Raw genomic sequence first — 15790 nt, forward strand, 5'->3', positions numbered from 1 at the left:
TCTGGAAGTCGGAAAGTACGCAAGTCCGAACGTTTTTTAAAAGTTGGTCGATCATCTTTCGGACTTTCCGACCTCGGACTTCAGACTAAAGACTTATCTAACAGTCCTTCTCCTGTTTCTGATGTAATCCTCAAAAATGTATTCGCCTAAGCCGTTCAGCGAGCTGTAAAACGCTTTGCCGCCGTTTGTTTCCGTGAATTTACGAACAAACTGCTGCAAATAAGGGTCTTTAGCTATCATAAATGTAGTTATAGGGATCTTTAACCGTTTACATTGAGCGGCCATGTTAAGGGTTTTATTAACCACTTTTCTGTCCAGCCCGATGCTGTTTTTATAATACCTGGTACCTTCTTTTAAGCAGGTTGGCTTACCATCGGTGATCATGAAAATTTGTTTGTTGTGCGTTTTACGCCTGCGGAGCAAATCGGTAGCCAGTTCCAAACCTGCATAAGTATTGGTATGGTAGGGGCCAACCTGTAAGTAAGGCAAATCCTGCAGGGTTATAGGCCATGCGTCGTTACCAAATACTACAATATCCAGTGTGTCTTTAGGGTATTTGGTGCGGATCAGTTCGGCAAGGGCCATGGCTACTTTTTTGGCCGGCGTTATCCTGTCTTCGCCGTAAAGGATCATGGAATGCGAAATATCAATCATGAGCACGGTTGAAGTAAGGGTTTTGTAATCCATTTCCTCTACTTCAAGATCGCGTTCGGTCATCATAAAATCGCCTATGCCATGATTAACCTGGGCATTATGGATAGATTGGGTCATATCTATCTGATCCAGACTGTCGCCAAATTCAAACTCGCGGCGCTCGGCATTTTTTTCATCGCCCTGGCCCGATTGTGGTGAACGGTGATTGCCTTTGCCAGATTTTTTTAGCTTGCCGAAGATCTCTTCCAGGGCAGATTGCCTGATGCTTTGTTCGGTTTTCGCCGTGATCTTAAATTCACCGTTTTGGTTGTCCTCATCAAGATAGCCTTTTTGCTTGAGCTCATCAATGAAATCGCCCATGCCATAATCATCGTTGGTGAGGTTGTATTGTTTGTCGAGTTCGTTAAGCCAGGCCAAAGCTTCGCCGGCATCGCCCGATGTGTAATTGAGCAACTCGAGGAATAATTTTAATAATTCGTCAAATCCGCCTTTAGGGATTTGGTTGGGCTTAAATTTGGAAAATCCAAAACCGCGCATATTTTGTCCTTTCTGTACATAAAGGAACGGAATATTTTGGTGAAAAGTTTTGCTGTGGCAGTGATAAAGTAAATTGTTAGGTAAGTATGACAATTAGCGATGGATGCTTTGGCGTCTTCTCCATCACGTCATTGCGAGGTACGAAGCAATCCCAAATTGGCAGAGCAGCTAAGCAGGTCCCCTATAAAGTCGGGGATTGCTTCGTGCCTCGCAATGACGCTGGTAGAGTTGATCCTAAATATATGCCAAACTATTCAGCAACTCAGCCGGATATACCGGGTTTGCGCCACGCTGGCTGGCTACGTATGAGCCAACCGAACAGGCTTTATCTACTACTTGCTGCATAGGTTTGCCTGCCAGCAGGCCAGACACAAAGGTGGCCAGGAAAGCATCGCCCGCGCCTACTGTGTCGGCTACTTTTACGGGGCAGCCTGGGCTATCATAAAATTCATGGTCATGCCATACCAATGCCCCATGCTCTCCGCGTGTTACGCATATGGTTTGGCTGTGATATTTAGAGCGGAATTCACCAATCTTGTCACGCAAAGGAGCGCTGCCACCGCCAATAAGCAGGTCGGCTTCTTCCTCGTTCATTTTTACTACATCGGCACGGGCAACCAGTGTTTCAATGGTTGATAGGGTATAATGCGGCGGACGAAGGTTTACGTCAAAAACTTTTAATGCCGGGGTTTCGTCAAGCAGGTTTAACAGTGTTTCGCGGGTAGTGGCCGTACGGCAGGCCAAACTGCCAAACACAATGGCCCGTGCTGCCTGCGCTGCTTTGGTAAGCGCTGCAGAAGGTTCTATATTATCCCATGAAACGGGTTGTGGAATAATGTAAGTGGCGGTATTACTTTCGTCAAGTTGTACAGTAACCTCGCAGGTTGGAAACTCATCATCCTGCTGGATCAGGTTTGAATACAGATCGTTGGTTTTTAAAAAGCCTATTAAGGCATCGCCTGAGCTGTCCATCCCAACCGAGCTTGCAAAAGCTGTTTCTACACCTTGCTGTACCAGATGCCTGGCCACGTTCATAGGCGCGCCACCGGCTTTTTTACCATCGCCAAAGGCATCCCATAAAACTTCGCCAAAACTTAATACCTGATTTCCCATAGTTGAAATTGTTTTTTTAGTGCCGATGAAACTCAAATATACTGTATTGTCTGAACCGGAATTAATCGAATTGAAGAATTAATTGAATTTTTTCTTTTTAATTCTGTTAATTCGGGCAATTCTTAAAATTCAGGTTCAGACAAAAAACTACCTTTATTATATGAAAAGAATATTACTGAGTTTTGTGTTTATGCTTGTTGCCGCGTATGGTTTTGCGCAGGATAGGCAAGCCATCCTGAAAGTAATGCATACGCAGGAGGAAGCCTGGAACCGTGGCAATATTGAAGAATTCATGACAACCTACTGGAAGTCGGATTCGCTGGTTTTTGTGGGCAAAACAACCCCAACTTATGGCTGGCAAACAACTTTGGAACACTACAAACAAACCTATCCTGATAAAGCTGCTATGGGGCAGCTTAGTTTCAATATCATACAAGTAAAAGTGCTTGACAAAAGCAACGCCTTTGTTTTAGGCGGATGGAAGCTAACCCGCGAAAAGGATACGCCCGGCGGTTATTTTACATTATGGTTCAGGAAAATTAAGGGCGAGTGGAAGATAGTTTGTGATCACACAAGTTGAGGAGATTAGTGGTTGGAGATAAGAGATTGGTTTGATTAGATCTCAAAAAATAGTACTACATGAAAAGAGGTTTGATAATTGGAAAGTTTTTGCCGCTACATATCGGACATATGGCTTTGATAGGTTATGCGCTTGAGCATTGTGATGAGCTTATGATAGTTATAGGAGCAAGTGATGATGAACCTATACCGGGTGATGTTAGACTTAACTGGCTCGACAAAACTTACGCGGATAATGATAAGGTTAAGCCTGTATTGTTAAACTACGATGAAGCTATATTGCCCGGCGCGGGCGAATCAATAGAAAATATGTCGAGGCTTTGGGCAAGCTATCTTAAAAAGAATTTGCCGCACATTGATGTAATATTTGCCTCCGAGGCCTACGGCGCTTACATGAGCCGGTTTCTGGATTGTGAAAGTGTTATTTATGAAGAACCCTGCAAAGTTGTGCCCGTAACGGCTGCAAGGATCAGGGAAGAGCCTAATTTGTACCTGCATCTTTTACCTGAGGCGGTTAAGGAATATTATCAGGATCGGGGCAAATAATTTATTGTCAATCTTTACTAACCCAGTCCTTCTTAAAGTCTGAGGGATTTTTACCTACTATTTTATTAAAGAGTTTATTGAAATAAGATAAGCTTTCAAACCCCACGGCGTAACAGGTTTCTGTTACGTTTTTATCCTGCATTAGCAGGTTCTTTGCTACGTCAACCCGGTATTGGTTCACAAAATCGGTAAAAGTCATTTTGGTTTGCCTTTTAAAGTACCGGCAAAAGGCAGCCGTGGTGAAATTAACTTTATCGGCTATCACATTTACATCTGGTTTAAGGTTGTAATTGCTGCCGATATATTCATAAACAGCGCCCATCCTGATCTTATCCTTTAAAAAGAATTGCAGGTTTGGCTCGTCGTTGTTTAAAATGGCAAATTCGTTTGAACCCGCCAGGATATTAAAGATCTCCATCAGTCCTAACAATTGCTGAAATGAGCCCATCCCTGGTAATAGCTTTAATTTCTCCACTGCTAAAGTCCGGGTATCACCATGAAAGGCAATGCCATTGGCTGCCTTTTTGAAAAGCTGTTCAATTGCTGAAAACTCGGGAGTCATGCCTATTGCTGTTCCCATAAAGTCTTCTTTCAGCTGCACTACTATCTGGTGGTATTCGCTCCGGAGGCGATAATCAAAGTTTAGGTGGGGGAGGTTACTGCCAATCAGTACAAGATCATGTTGTGTATAGCCGGAGATATGGGAGCCAACATGCCTGATCCCGGCATCGGCTTCAACATAAACCAGTTCATATTCCGGATGATAATGCCACAGGAAAGTGTTCCGGAGCCGGGGTGAAAAGAGCTTGAACGATTTGCCCGGTTCAAAATCTACCTTCTCTAACTGGATCTTATCCATGCTGCATTGAGTATTATGTTTTTATAAAGATAACTAAACGGTCAATGCAGAGCAAATTTTGATCATTGTACAGGATGAGCCGTCCTCAACGTCGCCATAAATTTGAATTATAAATCAAAACGAAATTATGAAGACCGAAAACGCAACAATGACCATGGCAACAGCCCCCGCCAATGCCCATAAAGAGATCCCTGGCAATCCATCTACTGCAAAATCGAGCCAGATCAGCCTGAACAAGCGCGCAAACAATGAACCTCTGAAAATACTGAGCGAGGCCGACTGGCAATTTTGGATAGACAACGGTTATGTGATCATTAAAAACGCTGTACCAAAAGCACAGGTTCAAAAACTGGCCGATTACCTGTGGCAATATGAAGGTAAAGACGCCAGCGACATGGAAACCTGGTATAAAAAGCCGAATGCTCAGATGCAAATGACCGAGCTGAACAATACCGGCATGGTTGAAATTTATAATCAGCAATTTATGTGGGATAACCGGCAGTACCCTAAAGTTCACGCTGCTTTTGCCGATATCTGGGGCACGGAAAAACTGTGGGTGACTATCGACAGGGCTAATCTGAACTTTCCGTTACGCCCCGGGTTTGAATATAAAGGTTTTATCCACTGGGATTATGATCCTGAAACCAAACCTCAAAACGTGCAAGGGGTATTAGCGCTTGCCGATCAGACGGACGAAAATATGGGCGGCTTTCAATGCATCCCTGAATTGTACCGAACTTATGATGCCTGGAAATTAACCCAGCCCGAAGATCGTGACCATTACAAACCTGATACCACCGGCTTTGAAACGGAAAAAGTGAAACTGGGGGCTGGCGATCTGCTGATATTTAACAGTCTGCAGCCACATGGTATCCGCCCAAATAAGAGTAATGATAAAGTGCGCATAGCCCAATACATATCCATGATGCCCGCACAGGAAGATAACGAAGAGCTAAGGCAGTGGCGCATCAAAAGCTGGCAAAGCCGCGAAGCTATGCAAGGCTATGCTTTTCCCGGCGATCCGATGGAACGTGAAAAACAAAATCCTGTAGCTGAGCTTAGTGAGCTGGGTAAAAAGCTATTGGGATTAGAGCGTTGGTAGGTTGTTGTCAGGATAAAAGCAAGGGATTGTGCGATTCCCTCCCTTGGGAGGGTGTAGGGAGGGGTTTCAGCGAGATACTTGGACGTTGCAAAATCGCATAACCCCTCCCTGCCAACACGCAATCCTGACGCGCCCCTCCCAAGGGAGGGAATTAAAAAACAAAAACGCGATGGATAAAATCCATCGCGTTTAATATCATGACTTAAGACCAAAACTTAAGACTTCGGACTTAAAAAGGCTTTCCAGCCGCCAGTTCGCGGTTGGCCCATTTCACGGCCAGACCTTCGCGGTATTTGGCGTACTTGCCTTTGAATACCATTTTCAGGGCGCTGTCTACCCCGCCTTTAACGGCCAGGTTATACAAGCTCGCTGCCTTACGGGTAATGCTCGCGTCCCAGGCACGCAGGCTTAGCGAATATGAACCATCAACATATTTCATCCAATGCCAGTAGCCGGTAGGCATAAACAAGGTATCGCCATGTTCAAGGAAAACCTCAATACCTTCAACGCCGTCAAGTGCCGGGAATTTTTTAACATCAGGGTTTAATACATCATAATCTTCCAAAGCATAAGTTGCATTCGGGATGCAATACAGGCGACGTTTCCATTTGTTCTCAAACAGGATCACGTGCTTGCGGCCACCAAAGTGGGTATGGAAAATATGCGGAAGATCAATATCGTAATGTAAAAAGGTAACCGAGTTTGAACCGCCGAAAAACATGGCAGGCATGCTCTCCAAAAAGCCGCCCATTAAATCTTTTGGTAATACGATATCATCCAAAAGCTGTGGTGCCTGTTTAAATATATTAAAGAAAAAGATCCTTAATTCGGTTGGTTTACTGCGGATGAGGTCGATATACTCATCAAAGGGCATTTCTGTTGCCGATGAATTGATGGGTTTTGATGGATCGGCCTTAGAGTTGTCATATAGCGGCACTACTTTGTTGCCAACAACCTGTTTTAAATATTCGGGTGTCCATTTTTCGCGGGCAGGCCAGCTTTTGGTAAGCCCTTTGATAACCAGCGGGCGACGAGGGTCTAAATAATTCTTCTTAAAGTCTTCGGGAGAAATATTTCCAACCGTATCGATCGGGTTAAGAATGAAGCACATATGTAGTTTTTATTACTTTCGGGGGTTATGCTAATTTTAAGTTAAAGTTACAATATTGTTCCTTAACTATTTATAAGCATTCAAAATAACGAAATAAACCCCAAAGTATTATAAAGATATTCAATATTATGGCTTACCTGCAGCAAGGGCATTATTAGCACGTTTAACGGCCAGTTCCTCTTTCCAATCCATATAGTCCTTCTTAAAGCGGGCTTTCATCATGTTGTCAAACTTGCGCTGTACGGTTAAGTTATATAAGCTTTTGGCTTTTATAGCCCATGATTTATCCCAGGCGCGTAAGGATATGGAGAATGAACCGGTTAAATATTTCATCCAATGCCAGTAGCCTGTAGGCATAAATAGGGTGTCGCCGTGTTCTAAAATTGCTTCCTGGCCCTCAATACCATCAAGTGCCGGGAATTTGGTGAAGTCAGGGTTTTCAATATCGTAGTCTTCCAGGGCATAGGTTGCAAAGGGGATGCAATACAGTCGCTCCGTCCATTTCTGGTCAAACAGCATTACGTGTTTGCGGCCATTAAAGTGTGTGTGGAAGATGTGGGCAAGATCGATATCGTAATGTAAAAATGTTACCGAACCAGCACCGCCAAAAAACATGTTAGGGTACTTATCAAGAAAGCCACCCATTAAATCTGATGGTGAACGGTAATCATCAAGCAGCTTTGGGGCATGTTTTATGGGGTCGAACAGAAAGATCCTTAAGTCGGTAGGTTGCTTTTGAATGAGATCGATATAATCGCCAAACTTCATTTCGCTGGCCGATGCGTTGATGGCTTTAGATGGATCGGCCTTAGCGCTATTATATAGCGGAACGGTTTGATCGCCTACGGTTTCTTTTATGTATTCAAAAGTCCATTTTTGAAGGGCTGGCCAGCTTTCAGTCGCTTTGCGGATTATAAGCGGTTTGCGTGGATTTAAATAATTGTTAACAAAATCCTCTTTGCTTATATGGTCTACACGGTCAATAGGTGTAAGTGTTATACTCATTTTCACAAATTAATTAATGGGCAAAATTAATTCTTTGTAAAAAACATGTAAACAATTTGGGGGGATTTTGAAATTTTAATGACAGTCTTTATCCAGTTAGCAGCAGGCAGTTTTCGGTTGGCAGTTTCTTTTTGGGTTGCAATTTTGATAAAAGAAATGCCGTTAGCGGATCAAGCTAACGGCATTTCTTAATAAATTTACTACAAATAATTGCCAACTGCCCACCGGCAACTGCCAACTAAATTAGTTAGGCATCAACACGGTGTTTACTACGTGGATAATGCCATTACTTTGGGCAACGTCATCTATGGTGATCCATGACTTGCCTCCTTTTTCGTCAACCAGATATAATTTAGTGCCTTGCGACATTACTGTTATCGTGCCACCACTTAACGTGCTTAGTTCTGTTTTGCCTTTACCTTCCTTAACCTTGGTTAACAGGTCGGTGGAACTTAGCTTGCCCGGAACTACATGGTAGGTTAAAGTTTTGATCAGGCTTGCTTTGTTGGCCGGCTTCATCAGGTTATCAACCGTACCCGCCGGTAGTTTGGCAAATGCTTCGTTAGTTGGTGCAAATACTGTATATGGTCCTGCGGCTGATAGCGTTGGCGCCAGGCCTGCCGCTTTAACAGCAGCTACAAGTGTAGTATGATCTTTTGAACCTGATGCATTTTGTACAATGTTTTTAGCCGGCGACATAACAGCGCCGCCAACCGTTTTTTGAGCGTAAGCTTTTGGAGCAACGGCAACAGCCAATAATACAACAGCCGCGATGAGTAGTTTTTTCATAATTTAATAGTCAGGATAAGTATCTTTTTAAAGATACGATTAGTAAAGCTAAACAGATTTAAATATCATTTTGCTTTGTAACAATGTATTGACTGTTATTTTGCTGTTTGGTTTAAAAAAATAAACCCGCTGCAATATGATCGGCATATAACTTGCCCGTAGCTGTCAGGTAAATCACATTGTCCTTTTGGCTGATCCATTCCCTGTCAAAAAATTCAGCGCCAGCTTTAAGTAATTCGTCAGATGCTCCTTTGGCTATCTGGTTAAGCCTTGCTAAGTCAAGCCCCCAAATGGTACGTAAGGATGTCATGATATACTCGTTCAGGCGGTTCTCTTCTGTTAGCTCCTCGGTTTCGGCTGATAGTTTTCCGGTTTCAAGCGCCTGCATGTATTTGGCGTTATTGGCTATGTTCCATTGGCGGGTATCGCCATTGTAAGAGTGGGCCGATGGGCCTATACCTAAGTATTTAACACCTTTCCAGTAATTGGAGTTATGGCGCGAATACTGGCCGGGCTTGCAAAAATTAGAGATCTCGTAATGTTCAAATCCGTGGGCCTGCATTGCATTCATCAGCACCATGAATTGCTCGGCGCTTTGCTGCTCGTTCATGGGCGGCTGTTTCTTTTTGTTGATGAAGGCCGCCAGTGCGGTTTGGGGTTCAACCGTCATGGAATAGGTGGATACGTGCGGAACATCAAGCTCAAACACCTTATCCAGGTTTTGTTTCCATTTAGTATCGCTGAGCATGGGATAACCATAAATCAGATCGACAGTGATATTTTCAAAACCTGCGTCCTGGGCACGCTTGACTGATGATTCGGCTTCCTGTCCTCGGTGAACGCGGTTCATCCACGCCAAATCTTCATCAAAAAATGATTGGATCCCAATGCTGAAGCGGTTTACAGGTGTCTGCTTCAAAGCTTTGAGTTTATCCGGTTTCAGGTCGTCGGGATTGGCCTCTAAGGTAACTTCTGCTCCGGACGATACCGTGTGCAGTTCGGTAATGGTGTTGATGATCTTGCTGATCTCATCGCCATCCAAAACAGAAGGCGTACCTCCGCCAAAGTAGATGGTTTCGATGGTTTCGCCGTTGAGGTAGCTTTTTTGTAATTTGATCTCTTTGATCAAAGCGTGCAGCATTTCATCCTTATATTTTAAGGACGTGCTGAAATGGAAATCGCAATAATGGCAAGCCTGCTTGCAAAAGGGAATATGGATGTAAATGCCTGCCATGCGGCAAAGGTAATGCAATTATTTTTTTGACTAAAGCGGGTATTTGTGCAATAAGGGTTACGGGACATTTAAGCTTTGTTTATCTTTATGCTCCAATTATATAAACCATGACCTTTAAACTCGCTGTATTCTTATTTACCCGTCAATTATTTCAAAAACATAAACCACGCCTTCCTTTGTATACTTTTCTTGTCCCGAACTCACGTTAATAAAAATTTGAATGAGGTTAAAAACTTTTGATGCATCATCACTAACACCCGCAGAAATGCAAGGTTATTTACACGCTGCCATTGCACCCCGGCCGATATGTTTTGCATCCACTATTGATAAAAACGGCGTGGTTAATTTAAGTCCGTTTAGTTTTTTTAATGTGTTCAGTGTCAATCCACCAATATGTGTTTTTTCGCCGACAAGCAGGGCGCGGGATAATACCACCAAGCATACGCTTGAAAATGTTTTGGAAGTGCCTGAATGTGTGATTAATATCGTGAACTACGATATGGTTCAACAGGCTTATTTAACCAGTACAGATTATCCAAGAGAAGTAAATGAGTTTTCGAAAGCGGGGTTTACCGAATTGGATTCGGAGACCGTAAAGCCGCCCAGGGTAGCGGAATCGACCGTTCAATTGGAATGTGTAGTGAATGATGTGATATCCTTAGGGAAAAACGGAGGAGCTGGTAATTTGGTTATTGCAGAGGTGAAACGGATTCATATCAATGAAGAAATTTTAGATGCTAATGGCAAAATAGACCCTCATAAAATAGACCTGGTGGCCCGTTTAGGCGGTGATTGGTATTGCAGGGTAAACGGCGATAATTTATTTAAAATTGCCAAACCGATAGATTGTGCCGGAATAGGGATCGGCGTAGATGCTTTTCCTCAAGAGGTTAAAAACTCTAACATATTAACCGGGAATAATTTGGGGTTATTGGGGCTTGTTAAAACGCTACCATCTAATGAGGAGGTAGAAGCCTTTAGCAAAACCGTTGAAATGATAGAACTGCTTGATGCCACTATCGACAGCCATACCCGTACAATAAACCTGCATTTAAAAGCCAAACATTTGTTAGATAACGGCCGTGTAATGGATGCCTGGAAAGTGTTGTTGATGTAGCTTGTCCATCCTGGCTAAAGCCGGTATTTGTGCAGTGAGGATTAGCAGACATTTAAGCTTTTTTTATCTTTAGGTTCCAATAGTATAAAACCATGACCTTTAAATACTTTGTTTTCTTATTTGCCTGTTTGTTGGCCGGCGGAGTTGCCAATAGCCAACAAGGCAATAAAACCATTCAAATAGATATTCACAAATTGTTAAATGCCCGCCCTGTAACTACAGTTACCGGTGGTAAGTTGCAAACCTGGATAACCGGTATTGATGGTGGTGGCAAAGGGGATGGTTATTTGACCGAGGCGGCAGCAAAACTCAATGGCGATAAAAACGCGCATGCTTTGCCCGATGATCCGTTGATTCCGGCTAACTCATCGCACCCTGCTATATTACTGCATTATAAAAACGGCGATAAGGGAAATCAAACCCGGAATGTTGCCGGTATTAATAGTTTTAGTTTTGAAGTGCCTCATAAAAAGTATACGGATTTGTACCTGAGCCTTACGAGTTCAGAAGGCTCGTCGCAACTGCACATTAAGTTAACTTATGCCGATGGCAGCGAGGTTAAGGATTTTCTGTTGCCCGATTATTATAATGACATCCCCGAACGCGATGCTAACCTGAGTTACGCAGTACATGATCTGGCTAAATGGGGACTTGGGAATAAGATGACCGAAAGCGATCATCATAATATTGACGTTCTCAATATTCATCCCGATCCAAAGCGGGTTCTTAAGGAAGTTACGCTGAGTAAAGACAAATCCGGCTACCTGGTATTTTGGGCTGCTACAGGCTTCATTAAATAAATTATCCTGTTAAATATGCGCGGTACTTCGCTTAAAACAGGCTCAAAAAAATATTCGTTCATGAAATTATCGTTCAGATAATTACCCTACTTTTGCAAAAAATAATAAGCCCCGTTTTAAGCTTTGAGGACTCGTTTGGTTATTTGGTGTTGCCTGCTTTTTTTGTTGAATAGTGTTGCCGCTTTTGCGCAACAGGATTCAATTGCTACAGACACGGCCGCAAAATTACCTGTACGTACTTTTCGTCCCGGCAATTCGGTGCTTGATTCGGTGGCTTACGCCATGCAAAACCGGGATAAATTTATGGCCGACTCGGTAGCCATGCGTTATCTCAGGGTTCCCGATGCCGCCATGCGCGCACAATATGCAGACAGTGTTTTTGCCCGCGAATTATACCATGGTTACGGTTTTCTGGATCTTCACTCCAGAACCAAAAGCAAGGTGATGGAAGGGCATTACCGCCCCTCGCGCGATCCCTGGATCATCGTGATCATTATCGCCATGTTGCTCTACACGGCCATTCTTAACCTTGCCCTGAGTAAAGATGTAAGCAATGTATTTACCTCGTTTTATAGCAAGCGCGTACTTTCAATAGCCGGTAAAGAAGAGAGCCCCGTTAGCTCCTGGGCATTCCTGGGTTTGTTTTTGCTGTTTTGCGCTACCTTTGGTTTGTTCCTGTATCAACTGGCTGCATATAAAGGTGTTTATTATAAAATAGCCGGGAGCGGGCTGTTTACTTTTCTTACTATTGTAATTATAGCATTATTCTCGCTTAAGTTTTTAATACTCAAGTTTTTAGGTTTTGTGTTTGATATTAATAAGCTGGTGAGCGAATATCTTAATATCCTTCATCTTACCTACTTTAACATCGCGTTTGTTTTTTTACCGGTGGTTATTTGTTTTAGCTTACTTGGGGCACAATATATCCCAATATTGCTAACAACCACACTAATAATAGTGATAGTAATCTTTATATGGCAATATATCAGGAGCAGCGTAAATATAATTTCTACCTTTCGATTTCATAAATTTTATTTATTTACGTATCTTTGTGCCCTCGAAATTTGCCCTGTTTTGATTTTAATAAAGGCATTGAATATTAAAATTTAGGTTATTAAAAGCACTGAATTGGAAGATAGAAAGAAAAAGGTTAAAAGCATACTGGTTACTTTGCCTAAGCCCGAAAATGATAAAAATCCTTACGCCGAGCTGGCTAAAAAGCTTAACCTGAAAATTGATTTCAGATCATTTATTCATGTTGAGGGTGTGCCTGCAAAGGATTTCAGAAAAGAGAAGATTAACCTCGCTGATTTTAGCGCTGTGATCTTTACCAGTCGTAACTCGGCCGATCATTTTTTCCGTATTTGTGAAGAGATGCGTTTTGAGGTGCCTGTTGAAATGAAGTATTTCTGTCTTTCAGAAACCATTGCACTTTACCTGCAAAAATATATCCAGTACCGTAAGCGTAAGATATTTTTTGGAAAGCAAACAGCTGCCGATCTGGCCGAGGTGTTGAAAAAGCACTCGTCTGAAAAATTCCTTTATCCATGTTCTGACGTTGCGGCCGAAGAAACTCAGCGCTTTTTGCTGGAGAATGGTTATAACTTTACCCCGGCGGTACTTTTCCGTACAGTTTGCAGTGATCTTTCCGATCTTGCGGATGTATTTTATGACGTTATTGCGTTTTTTAGTCCGTCAAGTATACAATCGCTGTATAAAAACTTTCCCGATTTTAAACAGAATAATACACGCATCGCTGCGTTTGGTGCAACTACCCATAAGGCTGTGCTTGAGGCCGGTTTAATTTTGGATATACCTGCTCCAACCCCCGGAGCGCCCTCAATGACAATGGCCATTGAGCAGTATGTTAAGCTTGTAAATAAATAAGTTAGAAATTTATTTAACCCGACTGCAACTTTTTGCAGTATATACCCGTATAACCGCTAACTAATTGTCATATAAACAATTGGTTAGCGGTTTGTTAATTATACAGCATTTTGTTTAGTATTGGTAAGTAAAGTACACAGCTTGTCGATACATGAGGCCAAATTATCGTTTTTTATAGCTTGCTTTGCATAAAAATGTGATATATTCGGGCGTCGCATTGTGTTATGGTTATATAACTGATTTTGAATTTGTAAAATGAAACAGGTATACTTTTTAATAGTAGTTTTAGCAGGTAGTGTATTAAGTGGTTGTGGCCGCGGTGGCGGTGACAGGGGAGAGGTTGTGGGTGTGCCTGCAAGGTCGTTCAGGGCCGAAGTTCCTTACGGCATGGTTTATATCCCTGGTGGCAGCTTCCTGATGGGACAAACCGATCAGGATGTAACTTTCGCACAAATAGCACAAACCAAACAGGTTACTGTTTCTCCGTTTTTCATGGATCAAACCGAAACCAGCAACAGTCAGTACAAAATGTTTGTGAACTGGGTTCGCGACTCAATAGCGATAACAAGTTATATCAACGATAATAAATACTATATACAGCCTAAAGCTGGCGCCGGTAATAACAACGGTGGTAAAAAGTTCATTAATTGGGATTACGTGAAAAGGAATCCTATCTGGAGCAGCAAAGGCGGCCAGGCAAGCAATGCTCAGAAATTGCAGGGGATGTACTATCAGGGCGATGATCGTGTATTTGACCGTAACGAGGTTGATGTGCGTTTGCTAAAATATAACTATGCACTGTTTACCCTGCGTGAGGCTGCCGATCACCATAACGATAAGACAAAACACCGCTCAGATTTCATTTTACGTGACACCGTGCCTGTGTATCCTGATACCCTGGTTTGGTTAAGCGATTTCTCATACGCTGCGAACGAACCGATGGTTGAAAGTTATTTCTCGCATCCGGCGTTCCGTAATTATCCTGTTGTAGGTGTAACCTGGAGGCAGGCCCGTGCATACGCTACATGGCGTAGCCGTTACAATGATGCTTATAAAGATAAGCGTCGTTTAGCACACCGTGCTCCTTACAGCTTGCCAACTGAAGCTGAGTTTGAATACGCGGCACGCGGTGGCAGGATTGGTACCGACTATCCATGGGGTGGTCCTTATATTAAAAATGCAAAAGGCTGTTTACTGGCAAACTTTAAGCCGGGACGTGGTAACTATACTGATGATGGCGGCGCGTACACTGTACCGGTTCGTTCATACTTCCCTAACGATTACGGCTTATATAATATGGCTGGTAACGTAGCGGAGTGGACACTGTCGGCTTTTGACGAATCGGCATCAACATTTGTGCATGACCTTGCGCCAACCTTTAATTACGAAGCAAAATCAACAGATCCTGAAGTGCTGAAACGTAAAGTTGTGCGCGGTGGATCATGGAAAGATATTGGATATTTCCTTCAAAACTCAACCAGATCTTATGAATACCAGGATACCGCTAAATCATATATCGGTTTCCGTTGCGTAACCCACTACTTGGGCCGCGATATTACAGACAAACGCTAATGAAAAAATTAGCTTAAGCGAGCAACAATCAAAATCAAAAAATAAAAAAAGTTATTTCTGAATTATTATGGCTGGAAAGAAAAAACCATTCGGAATTGGGAACGTAATATCATTGGGTGCAACCGTAGTAATTATCGGTTTGTTGTTTAAAATTCAACACTGGAAATTTGCTTCTGAATTTATTACTGCTGGTTTGCTTACTGAGGCGGTGCTGTTCTTTTTGCTGGGTTTACAGCGGGAACAGAAGGACATTGATTGGGTTCGCGTTTACCCTGAACTAAATGAAGATTTTCAGGGCGAACTTCCAAAAGCAACTATAAGAAGTGCTGCTGTTAATGCGGGGCCTTCAACAACCGCTGCTTTAGATAAAATGATGGAAGACGCTAAAATAGGCCCGGAATTAGTTCGCAGCCTTGGCGATGGCTTACGTTCATTTGGTGATAAAGTAGCCGCTATATCACGCGTTACTGACGCGGGCGAAGCCACTATCGCTTTTACAAGCAAAGTTAAGGATGCTACTGCAAGCTACGAAAAACTAAGCGTGTCATTTGAAAAAGCATCGGCTAATTTGACCGAAATGGCAAACTCAAACATTGATTCAAAAGCTTATCACGATCAGGTTAATCAACTTGCTAAAAACTTGTCGGCACTTAATGCCGTATACGAGCTTGAGCTGCAAGATTCAAGCGCGCACTTAAAATCAATGAATAAATTTTACCAGAACCTTGCGCTCACCATGAACAACTTTAATGAATCTATGGATGATTCAAGGCAGTTTAAGGAAGAGGTTGGTCGTTTGGCTAAAAACCTGGCATCATTAAACTCAATTTATGGTAACATGCTTACTGCCATGAACCAGCCGCGTGTTTAATTATAATTAATTGA

General features: G+C 42.7%; 16 protein-coding genes. 9 read left to right on the top strand and 7 right to left on the bottom strand.

Annotated features, from left to right (window positions below):
• Positions 1 to 93: 93 nt before the first annotated feature.
• Together EAH55_RS28025 and EAH55_RS28030 are read right to left on the bottom strand one after the other, a co-directional pair.
• Positions 94 to 1191 carry a vWA domain-containing protein gene (locus EAH55_RS28025; protein ID WP_091215524.1) on the bottom strand — a complete coding sequence of 366 codons (1098 nt, stop codon included), beginning with the start codon at positions 1189 to 1191 and terminating at the stop codon, positions 94 to 96.
• Between the two features lie 234 nt (positions 1192 to 1425).
• Positions 1426 to 2304: a carbohydrate kinase family protein gene (locus EAH55_RS28030; protein ID WP_121812599.1), complete on the bottom strand. Its 879-nt coding sequence runs from the start codon at positions 2302 to 2304 to the stop codon at positions 1426 to 1428.
• Positions 2305 to 2464: 160 nt separating this feature from the next.
• Between EAH55_RS28030 and EAH55_RS28035 the strand changes: the two genes are divergently transcribed.
• Both EAH55_RS28035 and EAH55_RS28040 read left to right on the top strand, forming a co-directional pair.
• Entirely contained in the window at positions 2465 to 2884 is a 420-nt protein-coding gene (locus EAH55_RS28035) for a YybH family protein (protein ID WP_121812600.1), read from the top strand.
• A 59-nt stretch (positions 2885 to 2943) separates the two neighbouring features.
• On the top strand, positions 2944 to 3429 hold the full coding sequence (locus tag EAH55_RS28040; RefSeq protein WP_121812601.1) for an adenylyltransferase/cytidyltransferase family protein: 486 nt from the start codon (positions 2944 to 2946) through the stop codon (positions 3427 to 3429).
• A gap of 7 nt (positions 3430 to 3436) precedes the next feature.
• On the opposite strand, the gene EAH55_RS28045 is transcribed toward EAH55_RS28040, so the two are convergent.
• Positions 3437 to 4288, bottom strand: coding sequence for a helix-turn-helix domain-containing protein (locus tag EAH55_RS28045; RefSeq protein ID WP_121812602.1), 852 nt, complete (start codon positions 4286 to 4288; stop codon positions 3437 to 3439).
• Positions 4289 to 4415: 127 nt separating this feature from the next.
• Here EAH55_RS28045 and EAH55_RS28050 point away from each other — a divergent pair, with 127 nt between their 5' ends.
• The gene (locus EAH55_RS28050; protein WP_244228396.1) at positions 4416 to 5390 is read left to right on the top strand and encodes a phytanoyl-CoA dioxygenase family protein; all 975 of its coding nucleotides are present in this window, start codon (positions 4416 to 4418) and stop codon (positions 5388 to 5390) included.
• A 229-nt stretch (positions 5391 to 5619) separates the two neighbouring features.
• Here the strand turns inward: EAH55_RS28050 and EAH55_RS28055 are convergent, their stop codons facing one another.
• From EAH55_RS28055 to hemW, 4 genes are all read right to left on the bottom strand, one after another.
• The gene (locus EAH55_RS28055; RefSeq protein WP_121812603.1) at positions 5620 to 6501 is read right to left on the bottom strand and encodes a cupin-like domain-containing protein; all 882 of its coding nucleotides are present in this window, start codon (positions 6499 to 6501) and stop codon (positions 5620 to 5622) included.
• A 126-nt stretch (positions 6502 to 6627) separates the two neighbouring features.
• Positions 6628 to 7506 carry a cupin-like domain-containing protein gene (locus EAH55_RS28060; protein WP_114941010.1) on the bottom strand — a complete coding sequence of 293 codons (879 nt, stop codon included), beginning with the start codon at positions 7504 to 7506 and terminating at the stop codon, positions 6628 to 6630.
• A gap of 243 nt (positions 7507 to 7749) precedes the next feature.
• Positions 7750 to 8295, bottom strand: coding sequence for a fasciclin domain-containing protein (locus EAH55_RS28065; protein ID WP_121812604.1), 546 nt, complete (start codon positions 8293 to 8295; stop codon positions 7750 to 7752).
• A 112-nt stretch (positions 8296 to 8407) separates the two neighbouring features.
• Positions 8408 to 9529: a radical SAM family heme chaperone HemW gene (gene hemW, locus EAH55_RS28070; protein WP_121812605.1), complete on the bottom strand. Its 1122-nt coding sequence runs from the start codon at positions 9527 to 9529 to the stop codon at positions 8408 to 8410.
• Between the two features lie 220 nt (positions 9530 to 9749).
• On the opposite strand from hemW, the gene EAH55_RS28075 reads away from it, so the two are divergent.
• The 6 genes from EAH55_RS28075 to porL all read left to right on the top strand — a co-directional run bounded on the left by EAH55_RS28075 (position 9750) and on the right by porL (position 15776).
• Positions 9750 to 10646, top strand: a complete 897-nt coding sequence (locus tag EAH55_RS28075) for a flavin reductase family protein (protein ID WP_112568689.1) — start codon at positions 9750 to 9752, stop codon at positions 10644 to 10646.
• Between the two features lie 92 nt (positions 10647 to 10738).
• Positions 10739 to 11446: a hypothetical protein gene (locus EAH55_RS28080; RefSeq protein ID WP_121812606.1), complete on the top strand. Its 708-nt coding sequence runs from the start codon at positions 10739 to 10741 to the stop codon at positions 11444 to 11446.
• Between the two features lie 165 nt (positions 11447 to 11611).
• Complete coding sequence (locus EAH55_RS28085) at positions 11612 to 12556, top strand: DUF4271 domain-containing protein (protein ID WP_121812607.1); 945 nt, start codon at positions 11612 to 11614, stop codon at positions 12554 to 12556.
• An 18-nt stretch (positions 12557 to 12574) separates the two neighbouring features.
• Positions 12575 to 13333, top strand: coding sequence for a uroporphyrinogen-III synthase (locus tag EAH55_RS28090; RefSeq protein ID WP_090530369.1), 759 nt, complete (start codon positions 12575 to 12577; stop codon positions 13331 to 13333).
• Between the two features lie 255 nt (positions 13334 to 13588).
• Positions 13589 to 14905 carry a T9SS ring complex lipoprotein PorK/GldK gene (porK, locus tag EAH55_RS28095; RefSeq protein ID WP_121812608.1) on the top strand — a complete coding sequence of 439 codons (1317 nt, stop codon included), beginning with the start codon at positions 13589 to 13591 and terminating at the stop codon, positions 14903 to 14905.
• Positions 14906 to 14972: 67 nt separating this feature from the next.
• Entirely contained in the window at positions 14973 to 15776 is an 804-nt protein-coding gene (porL, locus tag EAH55_RS28100; RefSeq protein WP_121812609.1) for a type IX secretion system motor protein PorL/GldL, read from the top strand.
• Positions 15777 to 15790: the final 14 nt, after the last annotated feature.

It is taken from the genome of Mucilaginibacter kameinonensis, assembly GCF_003675385.1.
In the GTDB taxonomy this organism is placed as follows: domain Bacteria; phylum Bacteroidota; class Bacteroidia; order Sphingobacteriales; family Sphingobacteriaceae; genus Mucilaginibacter; species Mucilaginibacter kameinonensis.